Raw genomic sequence first — 24,248 nt, forward strand, 5'->3', positions numbered from 1 at the left:
TATAAGTATATTTCAAGTTTATTATAGTAATTTAACACATCACTATAAGTAAATAAATTTACTAGTTTACTAATGACTATTGCAATTTTAATAGAATTATTGATTTTATACTTACTTTTCAATAATACTTTTTAACACCTTTTAAAGTCTAATATGCTTTTCCTTGATCCTATATACTCTTAAATTTGCGTCGTTTCATTTAACAGCTTTCCTAATAATTTTCGCTTTGAACATTAGAAAATTGATTATGATTTATGTTTTCTTTAACTTTAATTTATAGGAGAAAAATCATGATTCTGTTAATTTATGAAATCTTATTATTTTTAATAATTTCATTCTCGTATTTTTTATTCAAACTATTTTTATGGAGATTCATTTTGGAATCTTAGCTTTAATATTCGGAATGTTTACAGCAACTTTGTTTATATATTACATGCTTCTATATAAAAGTCCAGAATACAATGACAAGAAAATAGACTGACCCCAATTAGTGGAAATGATATAAAAACACTTTCGTTGAATTCATATTAAAATGAATCATACGGAGGTGTTTTTTCTATGAAAAGAGTTTCTTATTCAGTAGAAACAAAGTATAAACCAGTTGAAATGAAATCAGCAGGATTTTCCATCTAAAATTTACAGCACATACCATTTCTCGAAATTCTTTTTCTTTCCTCATTTAATCATGCACTTCACCCATTTATTGTTATCACTTGCAACCTGCATACTCTAAATGTAAACTTTAAAATGTAATTAGTTTACATTAAAGATAGGTGACATGATAAACATGAACATATTTATAACTGGAACGAATACAGACATTGGTAAAACGTATGTCACTAAATATCTCTACAAGGCGTTAAGAACGCGGGGATATAGTGTATGTATTTTCAAACCTTTTCAAACTGAAGAAATCGGTGGAGGTAGATACCCGGATTTAGAGATTTATAAAAACGAATGCGGTTTAGACTATGACATCACGTCACTTTACACATTCAAAGACCCAGTTTCACCACATTTAGCATTCAAAATTGAAAGGCATCAGCAATTGAACCATCAAACAATGATGGACAAACTCGAATCACTAGAAGCACAATTCGATATAATTCTCATTGAAGGTGCGGGTGGTATTGCAGTGCCTATCTATGAATACAGTGACCATTTTTATATGACAACAGATTTAATTAAAGACACATCGGATTTCATTGTGAGTGTCTTACCTTCAAAATTAGGTGCGATTAATGATGCCATCGTTCATCAGAAATATATTGATCATCATGAACTCCCCCCGAATGTGTTAATCATGAATAACTATACTGATAGCGCTATTGAACAGGATAATTTACATACCATTGAAAAATTAACACATAAGCCTGTTTATACGTTAGGTCATCAAGCGACTCAAGAAAGCTTTTCCGAAGCATTTATACAACGAATGATAGGAGGATCCAATGGCTAATACACGAGAGTTAAATCATAAAGATGCACAGTATGTATGGCACCCATTCACACAGATGGGAGTCTATGCTAAAAATGACAATATTATTATTGAAAAAGGTCGCGGAAGTTATTTATACGATACTGAAGGCAATAAATATTTAGATGGTTATGCGTCATTGTGGGTCAATGTGCACGGGCATCAACATAAAAAGTTAAATCAAGCCATTCATAAACAACTTGATAAGATTGCCCATTCTACGCTATTAGGTTCGTCTAATATTCCATCGATTGAACTTGCCGAACAGTTAGTCAAATTAACACCAGATAGATTACAAAAAGTGTTTTATTCCGATACGGGGAGTGCGTCGGTAGAGATTGCTATTAAGATGGCTTATCAATATTGGAAGAATATCGATGCTAAACGATATGCGAAGAAGAATAAATTTCTTACATTACATCATGGATATCATGGAGATACTATAGGTTCTGTTAGCGTTGGTGGTATCGATAGTTTCCACAACATTTTTAAAGATCTTATTTTTGAAAATATACAGATAGAAACACCGTGTTTATATAAAAGTAAGTACCGCAATGAAGCGGAAATGCTTAATTCAATACTGAATCAAATTGAAGATATATTATCTGAGAAAAATGATGAAATAGTAGGATTAATTTTAGAGCCACTTATACAAGGTGCAACAGGTTTATTTGTTCATCCACATGGATTTTTGAAAGCTGTAGAACAGTTATGTAGAAAATACGATGTGTTACTGATTTGTGATGAAGTAGCTGTTGGTTTCGGGCGTACGGGAGAAATGTTTGCCTGTAACCATGAAGATGTACAACCAGATATTATGTGTCTGGGTAAGGCAATTACAGGCGGTTATTTACCGTTAGCGGCAACTTTAACATCTCAAAAGATATATGATGCTTTTTTAAGTCAGAGTCACGGTAAGAATACGTTTTTCCACGGTCATACATATACAGGTAATCAGTTAGTTTGTTCCGTAGCACTTGAGAATATTAATCTTTTTAAAAAGAAGCATCTGATTGGGCACATTCAAAAGACATCTCAAACATTAAAGCAACGCCTAGAGGCACTTCAACCTCATAAAAATATTGGAGATATTAGAGGGCGGGGATTAATGTATGGTGTGGAATTAGTTGAAAACAAATCAACGCAGACACCACTCGATATTCCTACTGTAGAACTGATTATACGTCGATGTAAAGAGAATGGATTGATGATTCGGAATTTGGAAAATGTCATCACTTTTGTACCTATTTTAAGTATGTCTAATAAAGAAATTAAAAAAATGGTTAAAATTTTCGACAAAGCCTTACATCAAACATTAAGTAAGAAGTAAGAGGGTATTTATGGACATTAAAGCACAGTTAAAACAGATACAAGATAAAGGTTTATATAGAGCGCTTCAACCGATTCAGTCCGTAGAAAAACAATATATTTATATCAATGACCAATCTTATATTAATTTTACTTCGAACGATTATCTCGGTATAGGACAACTTGAATATCAACCTCAAAATTTCTTAGATTTTATAAAGACATATAGTATCCATCTATCAAGTTCTAGATTAGTGAGTGGCAATTCAGTTGTTTATCAGCAATTAGAACAGGCAATCAGCGAGTATTTTAATTTTGAAGACGCCTTAATTTTTAATAGTGGTTACGATGCGAATTTAGCGGTATTTAATATTTTTAAAAATAATAATGTTGTTATCTTTTCGGATCAACAGAATCACGCCAGTATAATAGACGGTATTAAACTAAGTGGTCTATCAAAAGTGATTTATCAACATTTAAACTATGATGACTTGGAAAGTCATTTAGCGCGGGACTCGCATCCAGAAGTTCAAAAAGTGATTGTCTCTGATAGTGTGTTTTCTACTAACGGCGCTAAAGCAGATATTAATAGGCTAGTTAATCTCAAGCAACGTTACAATGCGATTTTAATTATTGACGCATCTCATAGTTTAGGATTAAATCTCTTTGAGTGTCATGCAGACATTGACATAGTTACCTCAAGTTTATCTAAAGCGTGGGGAGCCCATGGTGGCTTAATACTAAGTTCAAAAGATGTAAAAGATTTAATTATTAATAAAGGTCGTTCGCTTATCTACTCGAGTAGTTTACCTAGCTATCATTTGTATTTTATTCAAGTGAGCTTACAACATGTGATTGAAGATACATACAGACGAGAGAAGTTGAATGCACTTAGTGAATATTTTAATCACCAATTTATGGAATTATTTCCCAATCAACCATTATCTAATACACCCATCAAAAATATCGTTTGTGATAGTTTGGTTTCAGCACAAGCACAATACGACATGTTATTTGAACATGGTATATTTGTCAGTTATTTAAGGTATCCAACAGTGTCACAGCCAACATTAAGAATTTCATTATCCTATTTTCATGACACAGATGATATTGATCGACTTTTCAATGTAATGAAACAATACGATGAAGGTGATAGCTATGTATAGTATAAAAATGCGTGCAAGCCACGAAGATATTCATATTAGCGGTGCTGAAACAATGTGTGAATTTAAAGATTTAGAAAATTATTTGAAAAAATATTTTAATAAAGCCTTTAATCATGAAAATGGAAATATAGATTTCTTAAATTTGAAAATTGAAAAGGTTAAGGCACCCATTCAAACAATACCAGCATTACCAGTGGTTGAAAATTTAAACGATACATTAACACAATTAGCGAAACAAACAAATGTTTCTGAATATGCGCTAAACAAAGGGTTAGAATATATAAAGAATGATATTACTTATACTGGAGCCATTATTCTATCTGCACAAACCGGACAACGACTTGATAGCACTGAACAACGAGGTATCAGGGTAACTCATTTAGCATTTAAAACATGCAAACGTAATGGAGAAATATCAGAAAGAGTAAAAGATGCACGTGCACTTGCAACTTGTATCAATGCATTTGAAGGTGTAAAGGCAGAACTATGTGTATCAGACGATTTGCATTACACGACTGGATATTATGCGTCGCCTAAGTTAGGATATCGTAGAATCTTTAATATTAAAGAAAAAGGTACGCGTCACGGAGGAAGAATTATCTTCGTAGACGAAGGGATAAATTTAAATGCATATGTTTCCTTTTTAGAAACAGTACCTAAAGAAATCATAGAAAAATAAGGAATAATATAAACACTCCCAGTAAAGAAAGCATTTAAAATGTGACCTTTACTGGGAGCTTTTTGGTTATATCATATTGTTTTTTAATGAAAGAGTTACAGGGTATAAATTATTTTGTAAACGTGATTTTAGGCGAAGTACCTAAGCCTTCTTTACTTATAGCATTAAAAACCAATTTTTTTGAATTAATAAGAATCATTTCAATAATGATATTCGGATTGTCTACATTACTTAAAATTATTTTTCTGGAATCTTCATTTATTAACGTACAAACGTAATTAGGTGTTATCTCTTTATTAAATGTAATATTTAATGGTGAAGTTTCTACTTCTACAGGGTGCCAAATACCTTCTAATGTATGGAACCAACAAATTTCTTGATATTTTAAATCATCACTTACGATGTTAATGTTGTTGTAATTATGCATAAGCACACCTTTCTATATTAATAACCATAAATTGATGCATACCATTCATAGTGATCGCCATTTGATACTGGAATGATATTACTATGTGCATCTTGAGTCATGAAACCATTGTCCCATGGGTTCCAAATTAAAATGACTTCTTGTCCGTTGTTAACTTTAGCATTACCAGCCACAGCCATGGCATGTCCAGCGTGAATACCATCGCTTGATTCAACACGCTTACCTAATACAGCTATACCTTGATTATTAGTTGTTAATTGGTCTACTTCATTATATGAAGTCATTCTATTAAGATATTGAGTATTTCTTCCTTGTGATCTACCAAAACGAAGCATCTCGTTAGATGTTAGTCCTGTAAATTGGAAGTCGTGACCTCTTAAATTAGGATGTAAATATCTCATTACTGATTCTGCATTATATCGATTTGTGTTATATGTGGCATTGAGTAGTGCTGACATAGTATAGCCGGCACACCAACTATTATACCCTTGTGTTTCGCGTATTCTGAAATTCTTTAATTGATTTACATATTCTGCGTGAATTTCATTTCGTGTACTTTGATATTCTAAAGTTGGTTTTGTTACTGATGCAGTTTGTTTAAAATCATTTAAATCTTTAGGTTTAGTGGATTTAGTGGCATTTTCATATGTTTTTTCATTATTACGTGGCGTTTTAAGCACAAGTGTCACTTTACCATCTTCAGTAAGTGCAAAATATCCTTTTGTATTAGTCAAAATTGTTATCTTTTGATTTTTATATTGATTTAATATTTTAGAAAGAAATGGAGAAACATTAATGGAATAATTGTTTTGCTGTTTTGAAGCTTTAAAATTTGAAGGATTAGGAGAAATTGTTACTACATAAACGACATCTCCTTTTTTATTGAGCACTGGATAATAATAATTGCCGTCACTTTCCTTATTAAATTTATAAATTTTAAAAGGTTCACCAAGTGTATACGATGTTGCTTTGTGGTTGGAAGCTTTATCTAATAAAGCTACACGAGATAAATATTGTTCTTCAGCAAGTTTGCGAACTGCATTTGGAACGTCTTTATTACTGACAGTGACTTTAGTTGTTTTTTGGTTTGCACCATCCTTTTGTGGTAACGAGTCGGCGTGAGCACTATTGAAAAATAGGCCAAGTGCTAAACTTAGCGTAAAAGCAAGCATAATGGTAATCATATAACTTAATTTTTTCTTCATAAAAAAGTACTCCTTTACTAAAGTTTTTTGCAACTCTTTCAAACTGAATATAACATTTATTTTAAAATATAATTCATTTATTTCCTAAACGTTAAGTTATAATACTTATACGTTAAATATATAAATTGAACAAAATTAAATTGATATAAATTATAATAAAATAATGGATGGATTTAGTGACATGATGTCTATACTTTTAACACGACTATGAAGCAAATGTTTATAATTATCACTTCTAATTATTATCAAGTGTTCATGTTTCTTCATCATGTGTAATGAAAGACATTTTCAATATATGTTATTAATCAATTTTAATGTTGTGTATACACATAATAATTATATGTAAGTATTGATTATTTTTAATAATTTAAAATGTAAAGTTTTCAAAGTTTTAATAAATAATTGGAAGTAATTTATATTTTTATGTTAATCTATACATAACAGTTATATTTTCATATTTTATAGGGGGGGACTTATAGAGGTGAATTTTTTGAAAAATAATAATGAAACAAGAAGATTTAGGATTAGGAAGTACACGGTGGGAGTCGTGTCAATCATTACTGGGATTACAATATTTGTCAGTGGTCAGCATGCTCAAGCTGCTGAAATGACACAATTATCATCAGATTCTAACGAACAGTCACAGCAAACAGAACAAGTTGAACAAAAAGAAGATACAACTCATTTATCTTACGAATTGAATCAAGAGGGTGAGACAGCGAACCAATCAAAGACTAATCAAGAGAATCAATCTGATGGCAATGTACAAAAAAAGGATAATCAAATACAACAAGATTCAACACAAACGTCACCATTAAATGACCAAAAACAAGCTTCAATGGAACAACAATCAAAAGACAATCATGTTTCCCCAAATTCACGTCAGGATACATATCCAAAAGGCCAAAATCAAGATGATAAAGGCAAACAACAGTTTAAAGATAATCAACACTCACAAACAGAACATCAACCTAATACTCAAAACCAAAATAATGATCAAGATTCATCAGATAAAAAGCAACACCCATCTGATCAAACTCAAGTCTCATCTTCAAAAGGAACACAACCTAAACAATCACAGTCTATAGAAGATAGAGATAAAACAGTAAAACAACCATCTTCTAAAGTACACAAAATAGGTAATACAAAAACTGATAAAACAGTTAAAACAAATCAAAAAAAGCAAACATCATTAACTTCACCACGCGTTGTGAAATCAAAACAAACTAAACATATCAATCAACTTACTGCGCAAGCTCAATATAAAAATCAATATCCAGTCGTGTTTGTACATGGATTTGTAGGTTTAGTCGGTGAAGATGCATTCAGCATGTACCCAAATTATTGGGGTGGTACTAAATATAACGTGAAACAAGAACTTACAAAATTAGGTTACCGCGTTCACGAAGCCAATGTAGGGGCATTTAGCAGCAATTATGATCGTGCTGTTGAACTGTATTATTATATTAAAGGTGGACGAGTAGATTATGGTGCAGCACATGCTGCAAAATATGGTCACAAACGCTATGGCAGAACATATGAAGGCATCATGCCTGATTGGGAACCAGGTAAAAAGATACATCTTGTTGGACATAGTATGGGAGGCCAAACGATACGTTTGATGGAACATTTTTTAAGAAATGGAAATCAAGAAGAAATAGACTACCAACGTCAATATGGTGGTACGGTATCTGATTTGTTTAAGGGTGGACAAGATAACATGGTGTCTACGATTACTACATTAGGAACACCTCATAATGGCACACCTGCTGCAGATAAACTAGGGTCGACTAAATTTATTAAAGATACAATTAATAGAATTGGAAAAATTGGTGGAACTAAAGCGCTCGATTTAGAACTAGGTTTTTCTCAATGGGGCTTCAAACAGCAACCTAATGAATCATATGCTGAATATGCAAAACGTATAGCGAATAGTAAAGTTTGGGAAACTGAAGATCAGGCTGTAAATGATTTAACAACTGCTGGAGCAGAAAAGTTAAACCAAATGACGACATTGAATCCTAATATCGTCTATACATCATATACAGGTGCTGCAACACATACTGGACCATTAGGCAATGAAGTGCCGAATATTAGACAATTCCCACTATTCGATTTAACAAGTCGTGTGATAGGTGGAGATGATAATAAAAATGTCAGAGTAAATGATGGCATAGTACCTGTGTCTTCTTCACTACATCCAAGTGATGAAGCATTTAAGAAGGTAGGTATGATGAACCTAGCAACTGACAAGGGTATTTGGCAAGTGAGACCCGTACAATATGATTGGGATCATCTAGATTTAGTCGGCTTAGATACTACTGATTATAAGCGAACTGGTGAAGAATTAGGTCAATTCTATATGAGTATGATAAATAATATGTTGAAAGTCGAAGAGTTAGATGGTATCACACGTAAGTAGCGATTAAAAGAACGATAATATCCTCATTAGATGTATGATTGCGGTACATTTAATGAGGTTTTTTGATTGTTTCGCCGAAAAAAATATATAAATAAATTAAATTGAATGTGTATGAATGATTTGATAATATAAAAGTGAAATTTTTTATAAAAATATATTTATATGAATACACCATATTTTTAATGAATGAATAAAATAATAGAGAGATGTGAAAAGATGAAATATTATGGGAAGTTCCTTTGTGGCATTAGCTTTTTAATATTAACGTGTTTTATTGGCGGATGTGGATTTATGAATAAAGAAAATAATAAAGAAGCGGAAATTAAAGAAAGTTTCCACAAAACATTAAGTATGTATCCAATTAAAAATTTAGAAGACTTATACGATAAAGAAGGATATCGTGATGAAGAATTTGAAAAGAGAGACAAAGGGACATGAATTATTAATTCAGAAATGAATATTCAGAAAAAAGGTCAAGCGATGAAATCTAGAGGTATGGTTTTGTATATGAATAGAAATACTAGAAAGACGACTGGTCATTTTTATACTAGTATTACCACAGAAGATAAAAAAGGGAGAGTACACAGTAAAGATAAAGAATATCCGGTTCGCCTTAAAAACAATAAAATTGAACCGACTAAACCTATCGCCGATGAAACATTAAAAAATGAAATTAAAAACTTTCAGTTTTTCTCTCAATATGGGAATTTTAAAAATTTAAAAGACTACAAGAATGGAAATGTGTCTTATAACCCAAACGTACCAAGTTATTCGACAGAGTACCAATTAAATAATGAAGATGACAATGTGAAACAGTTAAGAAAGAAATATGATATCCCTACAAAAAAGGCACCAAAATTAATATTAAAAGGTGACGGAGATCTTAAAGGTTCATCTATAGGACATAAACATGTTGAGTTATCTTTTGTCAGAAACAAAGAAGAAAGCATCTACTTTGCGGATAGTTTGGAATTGAATCCAAGTGATTTAAATAATGAGTGGAAGTAAGTATAGAATCAGATCAAAAACGCAAACGTTAATAAAAAACGAACAATAAAAATATTGAAATAAGTACAACAAACCTCTAAATGAACAAAAGTCATTTAGAGGTTTGTTTATGTATAAAGTTTAACTGATGATTGAGAGATGTGCTTTTATAAATCAAGTTGTATTTGTTTTAAATGTTTGCCTATAACAATAAGATACAAGGGGACATCAGCTTTAAGTTGAATGGGAGATAATTCTATATTTCCTTGTGCATACTGTACTAAATAAACGTGTTGCTGATCTGAAAAACGAACAAACCCTTTGACACGGTAAACATCTTGAGGCAAGTTATCTAACGCACTAATCATTTCTTCTTTTGTTTGTAGCCTAGGATTTTCAATGAATTGATGATTTATATTACTATGCAAAGTGCCACATGCATTTGAATTTATATGTGTTGGCTCTAGTAATGATTTTAAATTTAATTCTCCAAATTGACCAACTTGAATATTGGCATCGCTATTGATGCGTTCGAGATGACGTAGCAAGCGGGCGGTTTCTTCTACCTCTACTTTATCTACTTTATTAATAAATAAAGTTGAACAATGACGCAGTTGTTCATAAAATAAAGCGACAATGTCACGTGGATAAGATTTAATTTGTGCATACATGCTTGCATCTATCATTCCGACCATACTCCTTAAAGTGATAAAAGGTGCAAGTACGGGTGTGAAGCATGCATCGACGACAGCTAGTGGTTCAGCTACACCACTACATTCAATAAAGATGATATCAGGTTGATATTTTAAGTATAGTTCATGTAGTTGTTGTGATACGTCTGATTTCATCGCACAACAAATGCATCCTTCAGTGATTTCACTCATAGGTACTTTAGGATGATTTATAAGTTGGCCATCTACACTTAATTTTCCAAATTCATTCATGATAACGGCGGTATTTAAATTGTTTTCAAGTGCATCAGCGATTAAATGATTGAGTGTTGAGGTCTTGCCACTTCCTAAAAAGCCACTGACAATAATGATTTCCATAACATCACTCCTAAGTCTGAAATTTTAGCTATGCTTAACATTGCTATGACTAGTACGATGACGCAAAGGGTGGACGATACCATTTGTTTCATTATCATTTTAATTCCTAGAATTGAACCGAGCCGTCGTATGAGCATCGTCATTGTTACTGAACATGCTGTAAATGTTGAACTAAAGAAGACTAGCAACAATAATTGGAAAGCCGAAAGTCGTTGAATTAAAGCACTGTCATTCATATTAAACAACAACATTCCATCCTTACGTATCATTGAAAACAGAATACCTGGTGCAAGCTGTGTAGGTACATCTAGTAGCCATAATAAAGGTATGAATGCATTTGCTATAAAAGTCAAAATAGGCGTAAGAGATAATAAACTTACAGTAAGGCAAATGATTATAAAGATAGGTAAGGCTTGTACAATAAACATTGCAATACTTCTCCAAGCTGCTTTCATGAGTAGCTTTGGTTTGGGCCAACGTACAGGTTGTCGTTGAAAAACAGACTGTGTTGTCATATGTGTTTGATGACTATACCATAATTTGTTATGTATGATTCCACCTATGAATATCATGCATAAATATGGCAAAAATAACCAAAATTTTTGGCTTGCGTTGAATATCGATAATGTTGCCCCAATTTGGTAACTGCAGGCAGTCCCAAAACTTACCAAGCTCATGCATTGTACTTTGGTACATTGATGACATTGATGAGTAGCTTGAGTAATAGCAGCAGCATTACAACCAAAGCCTTCTAATAAGGGGATGATATCTGCCCCATGAAGACCTAGTCGTAACATCGTAGGTTCGATAGACCAAACGAGATGATGTTTTAAATGACTGATATCAACAAGCGCTGTGGATAAACTAATCATAAAAACAACTGGTAACGCCCAGATAAACGAATATGTGCCTAAGGAGATGACACCATAATGACCGAATAAAATATGTTGCAATTTATCCTCTTGAAATAATGATATTTGAGATAGTTTTGATAACCAGGGTGCCACATATTGTTGTAATCCGTCTGAAATGTGATAAGACAAGTAGATGGGTAAAGCAAACATGAGTATGATAAAGCACCACCCATAAATAATATTGTGAAAACGAGGATGATATACTTTGCTCTCCTTAACAAAAGTACGCAATGTTTTAATGATATTTAAACTATGAAGTGGCGATGAAGGGACACCGTGTTGTAATGAAATATCTAATTGGTGTTTGATAATGTAACGTTTTAACAAAACTTGTTGGCTAGAGGTTAATTTGTCATAACCTTCAATGATCAACTCATGTGCATCATCTGGAATGTCAGTAAACGTCCCATCACGTAAATTAAAGGTTACTGTTAACATGTGCAATTCACATCACAACAATGATAATCGTCTAGAAACATATTTTTTTGACGATACGACTGAATTAACGACGTATCTTCAGGTAAGCCTTCGCGTAGGCTTACTATGCGTGCTAATACTGCAAAACGTGCTCTGAATTTATATATATAACAAAGAATGGCATTTTGATGACGTACAGTCGCCCCAATTAAAAATACATTAGGAAACTTTGTAGACTCGTCCAATTCTGTTAACTGAATTTCTGATTGTCGTATTTGAAATAGTTGCTCTATTAAAGGATTTTGGGTGACATCAAATCCAGTTGCGATAATCGGTTCAGTATGAGAGTGAACAATATGCCCATTATCAAAGTGTATCTTATAAGAATGATCTTGATATGTTACTTTGTGTGCTCGGTAGCCCACATGCATTTCAATTAATGCACCCTCTTGTATAGCGTTCTGTAATCGCTGTTGAGTATATGGTGATAATCTTATACTTGGGTCTGCATCTTCCTTTTTAAGTCCAGTTTTAGATGTATATATTGATATTCTTGCGCCTGTTTGACTAAGGTTTATGGCAGCATCAAAAGCACTCTCATTACCACCAATGATTGTAAAAGCATCACCTTTTAATTGAGTGAATGTTTGAATTTCACTGTAATGACGTCCATATGAAAAAGGATGATATGGGAATGAATAGTCTCCAGTTGCTATAAATATATAATCTGCGGTATAAACACCATAGTCCGTTGATACATGATATACACCATCTATGTATGTTACACGTGAAACATTGGTGTTTGTTTTGACATTTAGATTGTAATGCTTAGCTACTAGTGAGAGGTATTCAGCATAACGTTTTCCAGATAAATGTTCTTCATTGAAAGTGAAGGCAGGTGATGTATCTTTAGCTATTGCATTCATATCTGGCATGCCAAAACCATTAGTTGTAAATGATGGTGTGATGGTCTTTGTTGATAGAGGCCAATGTTTAAATGAATGACCGATGGTTCCCTTTTCAATAATTAGAACATCTTTAATATTGAATTCTTGTAAAGTGATTGCCATACCCAGGCCAGCGGCTCCTGCGCCGATGATGATGATGCGATGATGAGACATGGTAACACATCCTTTCTCATTTTTATTTCTACAAAACGTAATTATTACGATTTAAAAGTATAGCGATAATTAAGTCACTTTTCAAATGAAAAAGAAACAGTAGGTTTATGGATTTTCTTGAACATATTGTGCATGAATCTATCAAATTGAAAAAATTTGTTTTTTTCAGACTTTTTTGAGATTAAATATTGCCGTTGACAATAATAAAAAATAATGTAAATATTAAAGCGTAACAATTTCGATTTAGGAGATGTACACATGTATAAAAAAGGTTTAATTATATTTTTTGTAGCAGTTTTAGCATTATCACTAGCTGCTTGTGGTAAAGATGGTCATCAGCAATCATCTGATCATAAAGGAAAGTTAGATGTAAAGACGACAGTGTATCCACTTAAATCATTTGCACAGCAAATCGGTGGAAAATATGTAAATGTTGAATCGGTTTATCCTAAAGGCGTAGATCCACATACATATGATCCAAGTCAAAAGCAAATGGTAGATATTGGGAAATCTGACTTATTCTTATATACTGGTGATAACTTAGATCCCGTAGCTAAGAAAATCGCTAAAGCTATAAATGATAAAGATAAGACATTATCACTAGAATCAGCTTTAGATAAAAATAAGGATTTATTAAAAGGCGAAGAACATGAGCATGAGCACGGAGAAGGTCACGAACATGGCGAAGCACATGAAGATGAACACGAACATGAACATCATCACCATGGAAAATACGACCCACACATTTGGTTGGATCCTGTAGTAAGTCAAAAATTTGCTAAAGCAATTAAAGATGAATTGGTAGAAAAAGATAGCAAACATAAATCTTATTATGAAAAGAATTACAACCAACTCGTTAAAGAGTTAAAAGACTTAGATAAAGATATGAAACACGCTGTGAAAGGTAATGAAGATAAAACGGTTTATATTTCACATGACTCTATTGGTTATTTAGCAGAGCGTTATCATTTTGAACAAGAAGGCATTGAAAATATGAATGCTGAAGAACCAAGTCAAAAAGATTTAACAAATATTGTTAAACAAATTAAAGAGGATAAAGTGAAAAATATTTTAATAGAAGAAAATGTATCTCATAAAGTAGCAGATACGGTAAGAAAAGAGACAAATGCTAAAACAATTAAATTTTACAATATGGGATCACACACAAAACAACAAGATGATGACAACAATACTTACCAATCATTTATGAAAAAAAATATTAAAGCCATTGAAAAAGCGCTAAAAAACGAATAAATCAATCAAAATTATAGAAAAGACGACACCAAAGAAACATTGACAGAAATGATTTGTTCAGATGTGGAAGTATTTTCGATTGATTGAGTTGATTACTTATGAAGGTAAAAGGCTGTCAACTCTAGTTAGTTTTGTGAGAGTGGAATAAAGAATTCTGTATGGATTCTGTTCCACTCTTTTTTTATTAAAAAGATTCAAAGAAGTATAATTTAAAAGAGTAAAATTTATTCTTTGATTAATATTTGATATAATTGTGAACATTTAAATAAGCAAAAACCAAATATTTGAAATTATGTTAATGTAAATATAGAAACTAAAGTAATCATTTTTATTTAAAAGTAGATTTTAATTTTTATATACATATTAGCGTTGTGGGATAGGTGGAAAGGGGGGAGTCAAAGGTGAAAACGCTAATGATTAAAGCAATGGGGACGGTGATACGTTTATCGATTGAGCATCAACATCCGGATACATTACTTCAAGAAGCTGAAATAAAAATTCGTGCTTGGGAATCACAATTTAGTGCTAATGATCCGAAATCAGATTTGATGAATGTGAATCAGCATGCAGGTATCGCACCAGTCAAGGTTAGTTCTGAGATATTTAACATGATACGTTATGGTTATGAAACTACATTATCTTCTAATTTTAAGATGAACATTTTGATAGGGCCACTAGTCAAATTATGGAAAATCGGTTTTAAAGATGCATTGAAACCTAAAGAAGAGGATATACAACGTGCTTTATTGTGTATGAATCCTGAAAATCTTGTTCTAAATTCAAAAACACATGAAGTATTTCTTACACAATCAGGAATGGAGATTGATTTAGGAGCTATAGTTAAAGGCTATTTTGCTGATCAATTACAGCAATACTTTTTATCTCATGGTGTATCTTCTGCCATTATCGATTTAGGTGGTAATGTTTTAACAATTGGTAGACAACACGAAACATTAGAAAAATGGCATGTAGGTGTACGTAATCCATTTCATAAGGATGCACTACCACTCGTTACATTAAACGTAGAGCATCAATCAGTTGTCACATCAGGTATCTACGAACGTTACTTCATACAGGAAAATCAATTATTTCATCATATATTGGATTCAACAACAGGTTATCCTGTAGATAATGATATCGCTAGCGTGACAATCATATCTGATCATGGGATTGATGGCGAGGTATGGAGTACAATTTGTAGTTTTGGTCAATCACAAAAAAATATTGAATTATTAAATATCATTGACGGTATTGAAGGCATTATTGTGACAAGAGATGGAAGCGTTTTAATGACTTCGAAAATGCAAAAGTATTTATAAAAATTTAAAGAATACTCATGAAGAGTATTTTATTTTTAAACAATAATGTGAAAATATTCACAAATAACTAGGAGGATTTGCTATGAGTAAGGAAATATTCGATACTTTTAAATTTAAAAGTGGTGCCGAATTAAAAAATAGAGTATTAATGGCGCCTATGACTATCCAAGCTGGGTATTTTGATGGAAGTGTTACATCAGAAATGATTGATTATTATCAATTTAGAGCTGGTGATGCTTCAGCAATCATTGTTGAAAGTTGTTTTGTTGAAAATCACGGACGAGGATTTCCGGGAGCTATAGGTATTGATAATGATGATAAAATACCTGGACTCAAACGTTTAGCAGAAGCAATTCAAGCTAAGGGATCAAAAGCGATTTTGCAACTTTATCATGCCGGAAGAATGGCAAATCCTAAATTTAATGAAGGAGAGCAGCCGATATCTGCAAGCCCCATTGCAGCATTAAGACCCGATGCAGTTCCACCTAGAGAAATGACACATGCCCAAATCAATCAGATGATTGATGACTTTGGAGAGGCTACACGTCGCGCTATAGAAGCGGGGTTTGATGGTGTCGAAATTCATGGTGCCAACACATACTTATTACAACAATTTTTCTCTCCACATTCTAATCGGAGACAAGATTCATGGGGAGGCAGTCGTGAAAAACGTACGCGATTTCCAATCGAAGTTTTAACAAAGGTTCAACATGTCGTTGCTGAAAAAGAGGCTTCTCATTTTATTATAGGGTATCGATTCTCACCTGAAGAAATTGAAGAACCAGGCATACGTTTTGAAGATACTATGTTTTTACTAAATACATTAGCAGAATATGAACCTGATTACTTCCATATATCAGCAAACAGTTATCAACGTACATCTATTGTGAATCAAGAAGATACAGAACCTTTAATTAATAAGTACATCAAAATGCAAAGTGCACAGTTGGCAAAAATCCCATTAATTGGTGTAGGTAGTATTGCCCAACGACAAGATGCGGAACATGCCCTTGAACTAGGATATGATCTTTTAAGTGTTGGGAAAGCCTATTTAGTGGAACCACAATGGACAGATAAAATTTCACAAAACGAAGAAGTAGAACAATTTGTCGATATACATGATCAGAAAGTACTTCACATACCATCCCCTTTATGGAAAGTAATGGACTTCATGATTTTAGATAAAGAAGAAGAGCATCGTAAATATGAAAGATTAAAAGCACTTCAAAATAAAAAAGTTAAATTTAACAAAGGTACGTATCATGTCTATGCAAAAGGTCATAATGGCAACCTACCTATGAAAGTTCAATTATCAGAAGATAAGATTGTAAGTATCGAGGTAGATGATAGCGGAGAATCTGAAGGTATAGCGAATCCAGTGTTTGAACGTTTACCTCAAGATATTATCAATGGGCAAACACTGAATGTAGATGTCATTTCAGGTGCGACAGTAACAAGTGAAGGCATCGTGCAAGGTATTGCAGATGCAATTGAACAAGCAGGAGAAGATCCAGATATTTTACGGGCGCGTCCTAAACCAGTCGTTCAGTGGTCTGATGAGGTCGTTGAAGAGACGACTGACGTCGTTGTGATTGGTACAGGAGGTGCTGGACTCAGTGCAGCTGCTACGGTATTAGATGAAGGAAAAGAAGTCATCATGCTTGAGAAATTTGCGGCTATAGGTGGCAATACTATCCGTACAGGTGGTCAAGTCAACGCTGCTGAGCCTAAATGGCAAAATGCATTTCCGGCACTTGCTGGTGAAAAAGAGACACTCATACAGTTATTAAATCATGATGAAAATGATATAGATGAAGCTTACATTGAAGATTTCAATACTTTAAAACGTCAAATTAAAGACTATCTTGAAAATAGCAGTAATGAAGATGAATATCTTTTTGATTCTGTTGAATTACATCGTATTCAAACATATTTAGGTGGTAAACGTAAAGATCGTAATAATGTTGAAATTTCAGGTGATTATGATTTAGTTAAAACACTCACAGATAACGTTTTGGAATCAGTATATTGGTTGAAAGACAAAGGTGTTCATTTTGATCGTTCGTTTGTGGATATGCCTGTGGGTGCTTTATGGCGTCGTGGTCATAAACCAATGAAAGCACAAGGCTTAGAGTACATTGAAAATTTAGGAGACTACGTTAAACGTAATCATGGTCGTATTTTTACAGAAACTACTGCAGAAAAGTTAATCAAAGAAGGTAATCAAGTCGTTGGTATTGAAGCACGTAAAGCAAATGGTGCTAAAGTTAAGATTCATACACGTCATGGTGTAGTGTTGGCTACAGGTGGCTTTGGAGCGAATACAAAAATGCTACAACAATATAATACGTATTGGGATAATATTCCTGATGACATTAAGACAACGAATTCTCCTGCAATTACAGGTGATGGTATACGTTTAGGTGTGCAGGCAGGCGCTGACATCGTAGGTATGGGATTCTCTCAAATGATGCCAATTTCTGATCCGAAGACAGGTGCATTGTTTACTGGATTAATCGTAACACCTTCAAACTTTGTCTTCATTAATAAGGAAGGACAACGTTTTGTTAACGAATTTGAAAGTAGAGATGTATTATCTAAGGCAGCATTAGAACAAAAAGACGGTATCTTCTATATTATTGCAGATGCAAATATTAAAGCACTAGCTATGAATACAACTGAGGACAAAATTAATCAAGAATTAGAAGATGGCACCTTAGTAAAAGCAGATACCTTAGAAGCATTAGCCCAAAAATTAAACATTGATACAACTACTTTTGTGAACACGATTGAAAGATATAATACCTTCGTAGAACAAGGACAAGATGAAGATTTCAATAAAAATGCATTTGATTTAAAAATTGAAAAAGCACCATTCTACGCGACACCACGTAAACCTGCAATACATCATACTATGGGTGGTTTAAAAATAAACACGCATGCACAAGTTATAGATGTTGAAGGTCATATCATTGAAGGTTTATATGCGGCTGGTGAAGTTGCCGGTGGTATTCATGCTGGTAACCGTTTAGGCGGAAATGCACTGGCAGATATTTTTACTTTTGGTCGCATTGCCGGTCAAAGTGCTGTAACGAAATAAATGACGGAAGAGTAGGAGGCCACTTACGATGAGCGAACAGTTTAATAAAGGGAAACAACTAATTGTAGCGATTATCTTAGGGATTCTCACATACTGGTTATTTGCACAGTCTTTTTTGAATATCGCACCACATGTTCAACGTTTTTATCATGTAGATATGAGTATTGTTAATATTGCGGTCAGTCTCACATCACTCTTAACAGGTGTATTTATAGTCGTAGCAGGGGGATTATCTGATAAAATAGGTCGAGTTAAAATCACAAATGCAGGTCTAATATTAAGTATACTTGGCTCTATTGCATTGATCATCTCTCATGCACCAATTTTATTATTATTAGGGCGTGTTTTACAGGGTTTATCTGCGGCATGCTTACTTCCAGCAACTATCGCGTTAATTAATTCTTTCTTCCAAGGTGAAGAAAGACAAAAGGTACTTAGTTATTGGTCATTCGGATCCTATGGTGGAACAGGGTTAGCATCACTATTTGCTGGAATTATAGCTACATTTATTGGATGGCGATGGATTTTCGTGTTGTCAATCATCTTCTCAATTATTGCTTTAATATTGCTTAGAGGTATACCAGAATCTAAAGATGAGTCTGCATATAATAAAAAATTTGATATCGTTGGAATCATTATTTTTGTTGTCATGATGTTAAGTATTAACGTAGTGATTACGCAAGGAGATAGAATTGGATGGTTAAATCCTCTTATATTGATATTAATTGCTATATTCATTGTGACATTAATTGCATTTTATATATTTGAAAAACGTCAAGATGAACCTTTTATAGATTTAAGTTTATTTTCAAATAATGTTTATATCGGAACAACATTAGCCAACTTGATGGTGAACATGGATATTGGTTCATTAGCATTATTTAATATTTATGTTCAAGACGATAAGCATCTAACAGCTGCACAAGCTGGTTTAATTACGATTCCATATATGCTGTGTAGTTTGTTAATGATTCGTGTTGGTGAACGTTTTATGCAAAAAAGGGGACCGCAATTGCCATTGATGTTAGGTCCGATATCAATTACTGCTGGTATTATACTTTTAGCATTCACTTCTTTGCCTAATATGATTTATTATATTGTGGCATGTATTGGCTTTATCTTTATAGGTCTAGGATTAGGATTTTTTGCTACTCCCGCGCTATCTACTGCTGTATCTAATGTTCCGGCTGAAAAAGCAGGTACTGCATCAGGAATTATCAAAATGACTTCTACACTAGGTGCAGCATTTGGAATCGCTGTTGTGACAACAATATATACGGCATTATCTGTAAATCACCCTGCATATTTAGCAGCTACTATCGCATTTATCGTGGGTGCAGGTTTAGTATTTATCGCATTTATTGCGGCGTATTGTTTAATTCCTAAAAAGAATGTAGATATTTAAAAGGTATATTGTTGGAGTTAAAAGCAGTGTTAGTAATTGTAAGTTGCATTTAATAATGAATAAAAACAACAACTTTTCGACAAATATATTAACAACATTTGACATTTCCCAATCTTATTACTACCACCATGTTTAAAGGGTAGATGATAAATAAGGAGGAAGATAGATATGAGTAAAACAGCAATTATAACAGGTTCAGCAGGTGGATTAGGTAAAGGTATTGCAGAACGTCTTGCTAACGATGGGTTTAATGTAGTACTACAAGATATTAATGAAGCACTTCTATTAGAAACTGAGAAAGAATTCAAAGAAAAAGGTTATCAAGCTGTCGCATTCAAGAGTGATGTATCTAAAAAGAAAGAACAGGAAGAATTAGTTCAGTTCGCGGTTACAGAATTTGGTCAATTAGATGTTATGGTAAATAACGCAGGTGTTGATGCAGTGACGCCAATTTTAGAAATTGATGAAGATGAATTATCTAAGTTATTTAATATTAACGTATTTGGTACATTGTTTGGAATTCAAGCAGCTGCTAACCAATTTATTAAACAAAAAAGTAAAGGTAAAATCATCAACGCATGTAGTATTGCAGGACATGAATCTTATGAAGTACTCGGCACTTACTCAGCAACAAAACACTCAGTACGTTCCTTTACTCAAACAGCTGCTAAAGAATTAGCAGACAAAGGCATTACCGTAAACGCTTATTGCCCAGGAGTTGCCAAAACTGAAATGTGGGATCGTATTGATGAAGAAATGGTGAAACTTGATGATAGTCTAGAAATAGGAGACGCATTTGAAGCATTTTCTTCAGAAATCAAACTTGGAAGATATCAAGAGCCATCAGATGTTGCGAACTTAGTATCATTCTTAGCTTCAAATGATTCTGATTATATTACAGGTCAATCCATTTTAACTGATGGTGGATTAGTGTATAGATAAGTTAGACATGGTAAATAAATGTGTATAAAATTTATTAAGGCTTGCCTTTTCAATCGAGAAATATACGACGAAAGGGCAAGCCTTTTTGATGTTAAATATTGATGAAATGATAGAGTGAAAGTACAACTTAAGATTTTGTATTATCAGCTAAGGCATTTGCATATTTTTTAAAAGACCAACCTTTATTTTCTAAAATATCAGGATAAAAAGGATTTTGACCTATAACTTTAATATCATCTGCTAGTGCTTCAACTTCGTCTAAATGATGTGTCGTCATGATGATTAAACATTGATCGGTCATTTGTTGTAATAAGTTGTGAATATCATATCTTGATTCTAGATCGATGCCTTCTGTTGGCTCATCTAGAATAAGTATTTTAGGCCGACTAAGTAGACCTATCATAATATTGACTTTACGTTTATTTCCACCAGAAAGGTTAGATACTTTCACTTTTGTATCAGTAAAGTTTAATTGTGATAAATAAGAATGAAGTGTTTCATCTGAAATAGGATTTTCACAAAGTGACTTGAAAAACTCAATGTTTTCCATGACAGTCATATGCTCGAATAATGCGATGTCTTGAGGGACATAGCCTACAATATGACGTATTCGACGTCTTGATATATATTGATTGAAGTATTGAATACGTCCTTCATCTGCATTCTCAATACCTGCAATTAAACGCAATAATGTAGATTTTCCAGCACCATTTTCACCTAATAAAATAGTAATTTTATGAGGTTGAAATTGCATATCTAGGGAATCGAAAATATGCTTCTTTTTATAGCTTTTTGAAACATTTTGAATATCTATCATTGAATATGACTCCTTTACAATTGAATCCATAAATATATGATACCTATCGCTACTGTATAAATAATAGCCATAAATATACGATGACTAAGGACATTAATTTTAAAAAGTAATAAAGCAATACCTGCCTCATAAAATAAAACTATAATTAGTGTTTTTAAGTAGAAAAGAATGCTTAATGGTTGATGCATAAAAAGACTGATTATCAATAGCATGAGCATCAGTATGACCACATGTACACTGATATAAGTCAAGTATAGTTTAAGTTGACTATAAGGTACCAAATATAATCTTCCGAGAGGTGCGTTCTGTTTAAGACGTTGATGTAATAGGATTTGGATAACACTTACAAAGATGACGACAACAAATACAATGCCAATTGAAATGGATTGATGAGCATGTTTATTGATAGCTACACTTTTTATTTTAGATTGAGGTGTATGAGAATAATAAGATTGTTTCACTTTATCTAAGGATTGTGGTTGTTTCATATCATCAAGATGTTCATGAATAATATTAGGGATTTGTTGTTCGTATAATGATCGACTGATTATTTCCATAGCAATATGTCCTATAAAATCATCTCTGCTATATAATGGAAGAGTCTTATTTAAATCATTATCTTTAAGGTGTTTTGAGAAATCCTTAGGTATTTCAAGGCTTGCAATGACTTCTTTCTTTTTTACCAAATCATCAATATAAAAATCATCATGAGATAAATGTTTTACTGTTACATACTGATTTTGCTCTATATCTTTAATTAATTTTTTCGAAGCGGAACTATGGTCCATATCTTGAATGGCGATAGGTATTTTAAAATTTTGCTGAGCCAATTTTTGTCCTAACCATAGAGTTCCTAAAGCGATTAGTATCGTGCTAATAAGAAACACATATTGTAACCATTGTTTCTTAATGACGAGTTGAATGTATGGTTTCATCGGCGATACCTCCATACTAAAACAATGATGAATAGTATCAATAGTGTAATAAAACTTAAATAAAATGCTGGATGTGTGTCTAAAATATAGTTATTGAGTGTTATTTCTAACATTTGATTAGTAACCAAACTAAATGGTTGTGTAATGATTACATCATTAAGCATGTGTTTAAAGAAGATAGTAGGGATAATTATCCCAGAAAAAATAACGATAACAAAGCTAAGTAATAATTTGAGTAGAAAGTTTACCCATGAACGAGTAATTAAGTCTATAAGTAATAAGCATAGGACGAGTAGCGTAACGTAATAAGTGAGTTGTAAAGCTACCGTTGGCCAATTGTATTTTTCAAATGGAGCATTTAGAGCATGAGTAATCCAGATAAAGCCAATAAATGCCCATATGAGTGAATAAAACCATGCAATGATACCTCGAACTATCGTGAGCTTTTCAAAGGAAAAATGAAACATTTGCAAGCGTTCTTTGAGTGCAGTTTCTTGATTCATTTTTAGTACTGTATAAAGTGATAAACACAATATAAAGATAGACAAAAGAAATCCAGTGACTACATAATAACTACTGGTGTCATAAATATGTATGGGTTCAAAATTAAATGAACCTGAACGATTTAAACCGGTAAATAACATATCAATCAATGTCATTGCTACGTCTTCATTTGAAGGATCTTTAGCTAATTGGTTAAAGCTTAGCACACCGCCCATTGATAACATTAAACGGTCATAAACTGAGCGTGTTAATTGATTAACCACGACACTGTTACTTGATTGTTCATCATATGTATAAACAGTTATAGGAAGGCTACCATCTTTATAAAAAGTATCGGTCATACCACGGTCGAAGACAAAGTATCCTTGTAATTGATTCTGTTTAAGCAGATGTTGCGCTTGATTCTCATTATAAGTTTTGAGAGCAGCATTTTTGCCAAGATTGTTGCCTTTACCCACAGTGTTTAAAATTAGTTTTGTTTCTTTAGAATGATCTTTATCAACGATACCAATATTAAATTTTGAATCATTTTGATTAATGTGCTGGATAGTTGTTAAAGTTACGATGAGCGTCAATAATATCAATATTAAATATAAAAATAGATACCACTTTTTAAGTAAAAATGAGTGGTATATATGAAACAATTTGAAAGATTTCAAGTGACCACTCCTAGCGAATTCAAGATAAAAGGGGTGAGACTATCATTCGTAAAGTTTTAATTGAATGTGAGTCCCACCCCGTGAGATTAACCAGTATATGACCTACCCTTTATAGGTGGTGAAAGTCATTGTCGTTCAATC

At 32.9% G+C, this 24,248-nt stretch carries 18 protein-coding genes and 1 pseudogene; 11 read left to right on the forward strand and 8 right to left on the reverse strand.

What is annotated here, in order from left to right:
• Positions 1–787 precede the first annotated feature (787 nt).
• From bioD to HMPREF2663_RS11215, 4 genes are read left to right on the forward strand one after another with little or no spacing between them, the layout of a single operon-like run.
• Positions 788–1,459 carry a dethiobiotin synthase gene (gene bioD / locus HMPREF2663_RS11200; RefSeq protein WP_002496554.1) on the forward strand — a complete coding sequence of 224 codons (672 nt, stop codon included), beginning with the start codon at positions 788–790 and terminating at the stop codon, positions 1,457–1,459.
• Positions 1,452–2,807 carry an adenosylmethionine--8-amino-7-oxononanoate transaminase gene (gene bioA / locus HMPREF2663_RS11205; RefSeq protein ID WP_002496555.1) on the forward strand — a complete coding sequence of 452 codons (1,356 nt, stop codon included), beginning with the start codon at positions 1,452–1,454 and terminating at the stop codon, positions 2,805–2,807. Before bioD ends, bioA begins: the two co-directional genes overlap by 8 nt.
• Before the next feature lie 10 nt (positions 2,808–2,817).
• Entirely contained in the window at positions 2,818–3,951 is a 1,134-nt protein-coding gene (locus HMPREF2663_RS11210) for an aminotransferase class I/II-fold pyridoxal phosphate-dependent enzyme (protein ID WP_070846447.1), read from the forward strand.
• On the forward strand, positions 3,944–4,630 hold the full coding sequence (locus HMPREF2663_RS11215; protein WP_070846449.1) for a 6-carboxyhexanoate--CoA ligase: 687 nt from the start codon (positions 3,944–3,946) through the stop codon (positions 4,628–4,630). Before HMPREF2663_RS11210 ends, HMPREF2663_RS11215 begins: the two co-directional genes overlap by 8 nt.
• A gap of 109 nt (positions 4,631–4,739) precedes the next feature.
• On the opposite strand, the gene HMPREF2663_RS11220 is transcribed toward HMPREF2663_RS11215, so the two are convergent.
• Together HMPREF2663_RS11220 and HMPREF2663_RS11225 are read right to left on the reverse strand one after the other, a co-directional pair.
• Positions 4,740–5,057 (reverse strand): staphostatin A, encoded by a 318-nt coding sequence (locus HMPREF2663_RS11220; RefSeq protein ID WP_002475884.1) that lies wholly within the window; start codon positions 5,055–5,057, stop codon positions 4,740–4,742.
• A 17-nt stretch (positions 5,058–5,074) separates the two neighbouring features.
• Positions 5,075–6,262, reverse strand: a complete 1,188-nt coding sequence (locus tag HMPREF2663_RS11225; RefSeq protein ID WP_070846451.1) for a cysteine protease staphopain — start codon at positions 6,260–6,262, stop codon at positions 5,075–5,077.
• A 490-nt stretch (positions 6,263–6,752) separates the two neighbouring features.
• Between HMPREF2663_RS11225 and gehD the strand changes: the two genes are divergently transcribed.
• Entirely contained in the window at positions 6,753–8,684 is a 1,932-nt protein-coding gene (gehD, locus tag HMPREF2663_RS11230) for a YSIRK domain-containing triacylglycerol lipase GehD (protein WP_070846555.1), read from the forward strand.
• A 216-nt stretch (positions 8,685–8,900) separates the two neighbouring features.
• Positions 8,901–9,692 (forward strand): annotated as a pseudogene (locus tag HMPREF2663_RS11235) (tandem-type lipoprotein).
• Positions 9,693–9,838: 146 nt separating this feature from the next.
• Here the strand turns inward: HMPREF2663_RS11235 and HMPREF2663_RS11240 are convergent.
• From HMPREF2663_RS11240 to HMPREF2663_RS11250, 3 genes are read right to left on the reverse strand one after another with little or no spacing between them, the layout of a single operon-like run.
• A complete protein-coding gene (locus HMPREF2663_RS11240; RefSeq protein ID WP_002491294.1) occupies positions 9,839–10,720 on the reverse strand; it encodes a CobW family GTP-binding protein in 882 nt (293 codons plus the stop codon).
• Positions 10,690–12,072, reverse strand: coding sequence for a nucleoside recognition domain-containing protein (locus tag HMPREF2663_RS12930; protein ID WP_070846455.1), 1,383 nt, complete (start codon positions 12,070–12,072; stop codon positions 10,690–10,692). Before HMPREF2663_RS12930 ends, HMPREF2663_RS11240 begins: the two co-directional genes overlap by 31 nt.
• The gene (locus tag HMPREF2663_RS11250) at positions 12,066–13,172 is read right to left on the reverse strand and encodes an NAD(P)/FAD-dependent oxidoreductase (protein ID WP_070846457.1); all 1,107 of its coding nucleotides are present in this window, start codon (positions 13,170–13,172) and stop codon (positions 12,066–12,068) included. The genes HMPREF2663_RS12930 and HMPREF2663_RS11250 overlap by 7 nt, the downstream gene beginning before the upstream one ends.
• Before the next feature lie 258 nt (positions 13,173–13,430).
• Between HMPREF2663_RS11250 and HMPREF2663_RS11255 the strand changes: the two genes are divergently transcribed.
• From HMPREF2663_RS11255 to HMPREF2663_RS11275, 5 genes are all read left to right on the forward strand, one after another.
• Positions 13,431–14,426: a metal ABC transporter solute-binding protein, Zn/Mn family gene (locus tag HMPREF2663_RS11255; RefSeq protein ID WP_002446838.1), complete on the forward strand. Its 996-nt coding sequence runs from the start codon at positions 13,431–13,433 to the stop codon at positions 14,424–14,426.
• 413 nt (positions 14,427–14,839) lie between these two features.
• Positions 14,840–15,745 carry an FAD:protein FMN transferase gene (locus HMPREF2663_RS11260; RefSeq protein ID WP_070846557.1) on the forward strand — a complete coding sequence of 302 codons (906 nt, stop codon included), beginning with the start codon at positions 14,840–14,842 and terminating at the stop codon, positions 15,743–15,745.
• Between the two features lie 82 nt (positions 15,746–15,827).
• Entirely contained in the window at positions 15,828–18,845 is a 3,018-nt protein-coding gene (locus HMPREF2663_RS11265) for an NADH-dependent flavin oxidoreductase (RefSeq protein WP_070846460.1), read from the forward strand.
• 28 nt (positions 18,846–18,873) lie between these two features.
• Entirely contained in the window at positions 18,874–20,250 is a 1,377-nt protein-coding gene (locus tag HMPREF2663_RS11270) for an MFS transporter (RefSeq protein ID WP_002446841.1), read from the forward strand.
• Between the two features lie 168 nt (positions 20,251–20,418).
• A complete protein-coding gene (locus tag HMPREF2663_RS11275) occupies positions 20,419–21,192 on the forward strand; it encodes an acetoin reductase (RefSeq protein WP_002446842.1) in 774 nt (257 codons plus the stop codon).
• A gap of 127 nt (positions 21,193–21,319) precedes the next feature.
• On the opposite strand, the gene HMPREF2663_RS11280 is transcribed toward HMPREF2663_RS11275, so the two are convergent.
• Genes HMPREF2663_RS11280 through HMPREF2663_RS11290 form a run of 3 tightly spaced genes read right to left on the reverse strand, consistent with a single transcriptional unit; the run spans position 21,320 to position 24,107 of the window.
• Entirely contained in the window at positions 21,320–22,009 is a 690-nt protein-coding gene (locus HMPREF2663_RS11280) for an ABC transporter ATP-binding protein (RefSeq protein WP_002487502.1), read from the reverse strand.
• A gap of 14 nt (positions 22,010–22,023) precedes the next feature.
• Entirely contained in the window at positions 22,024–22,944 is a 921-nt protein-coding gene (locus HMPREF2663_RS12825) for an ABC transporter permease (protein ID WP_070846462.1), read from the reverse strand.
• The gene (locus HMPREF2663_RS11290; protein WP_002446845.1) at positions 22,941–24,107 is read right to left on the reverse strand and encodes an ABC transporter permease; all 1,167 of its coding nucleotides are present in this window, start codon (positions 24,105–24,107) and stop codon (positions 22,941–22,943) included. Before HMPREF2663_RS11290 ends, HMPREF2663_RS12825 begins: the two co-directional genes overlap by 4 nt.
• Between the last annotated feature and the right edge of the window lie 141 nt (positions 24,108–24,248).

The organism is Staphylococcus sp. HMSC077D08, assembly GCF_001837945.1.
Classification (GTDB): Bacteria; Bacillota; Bacilli; order Staphylococcales; family Staphylococcaceae; genus Staphylococcus; species Staphylococcus epidermidis.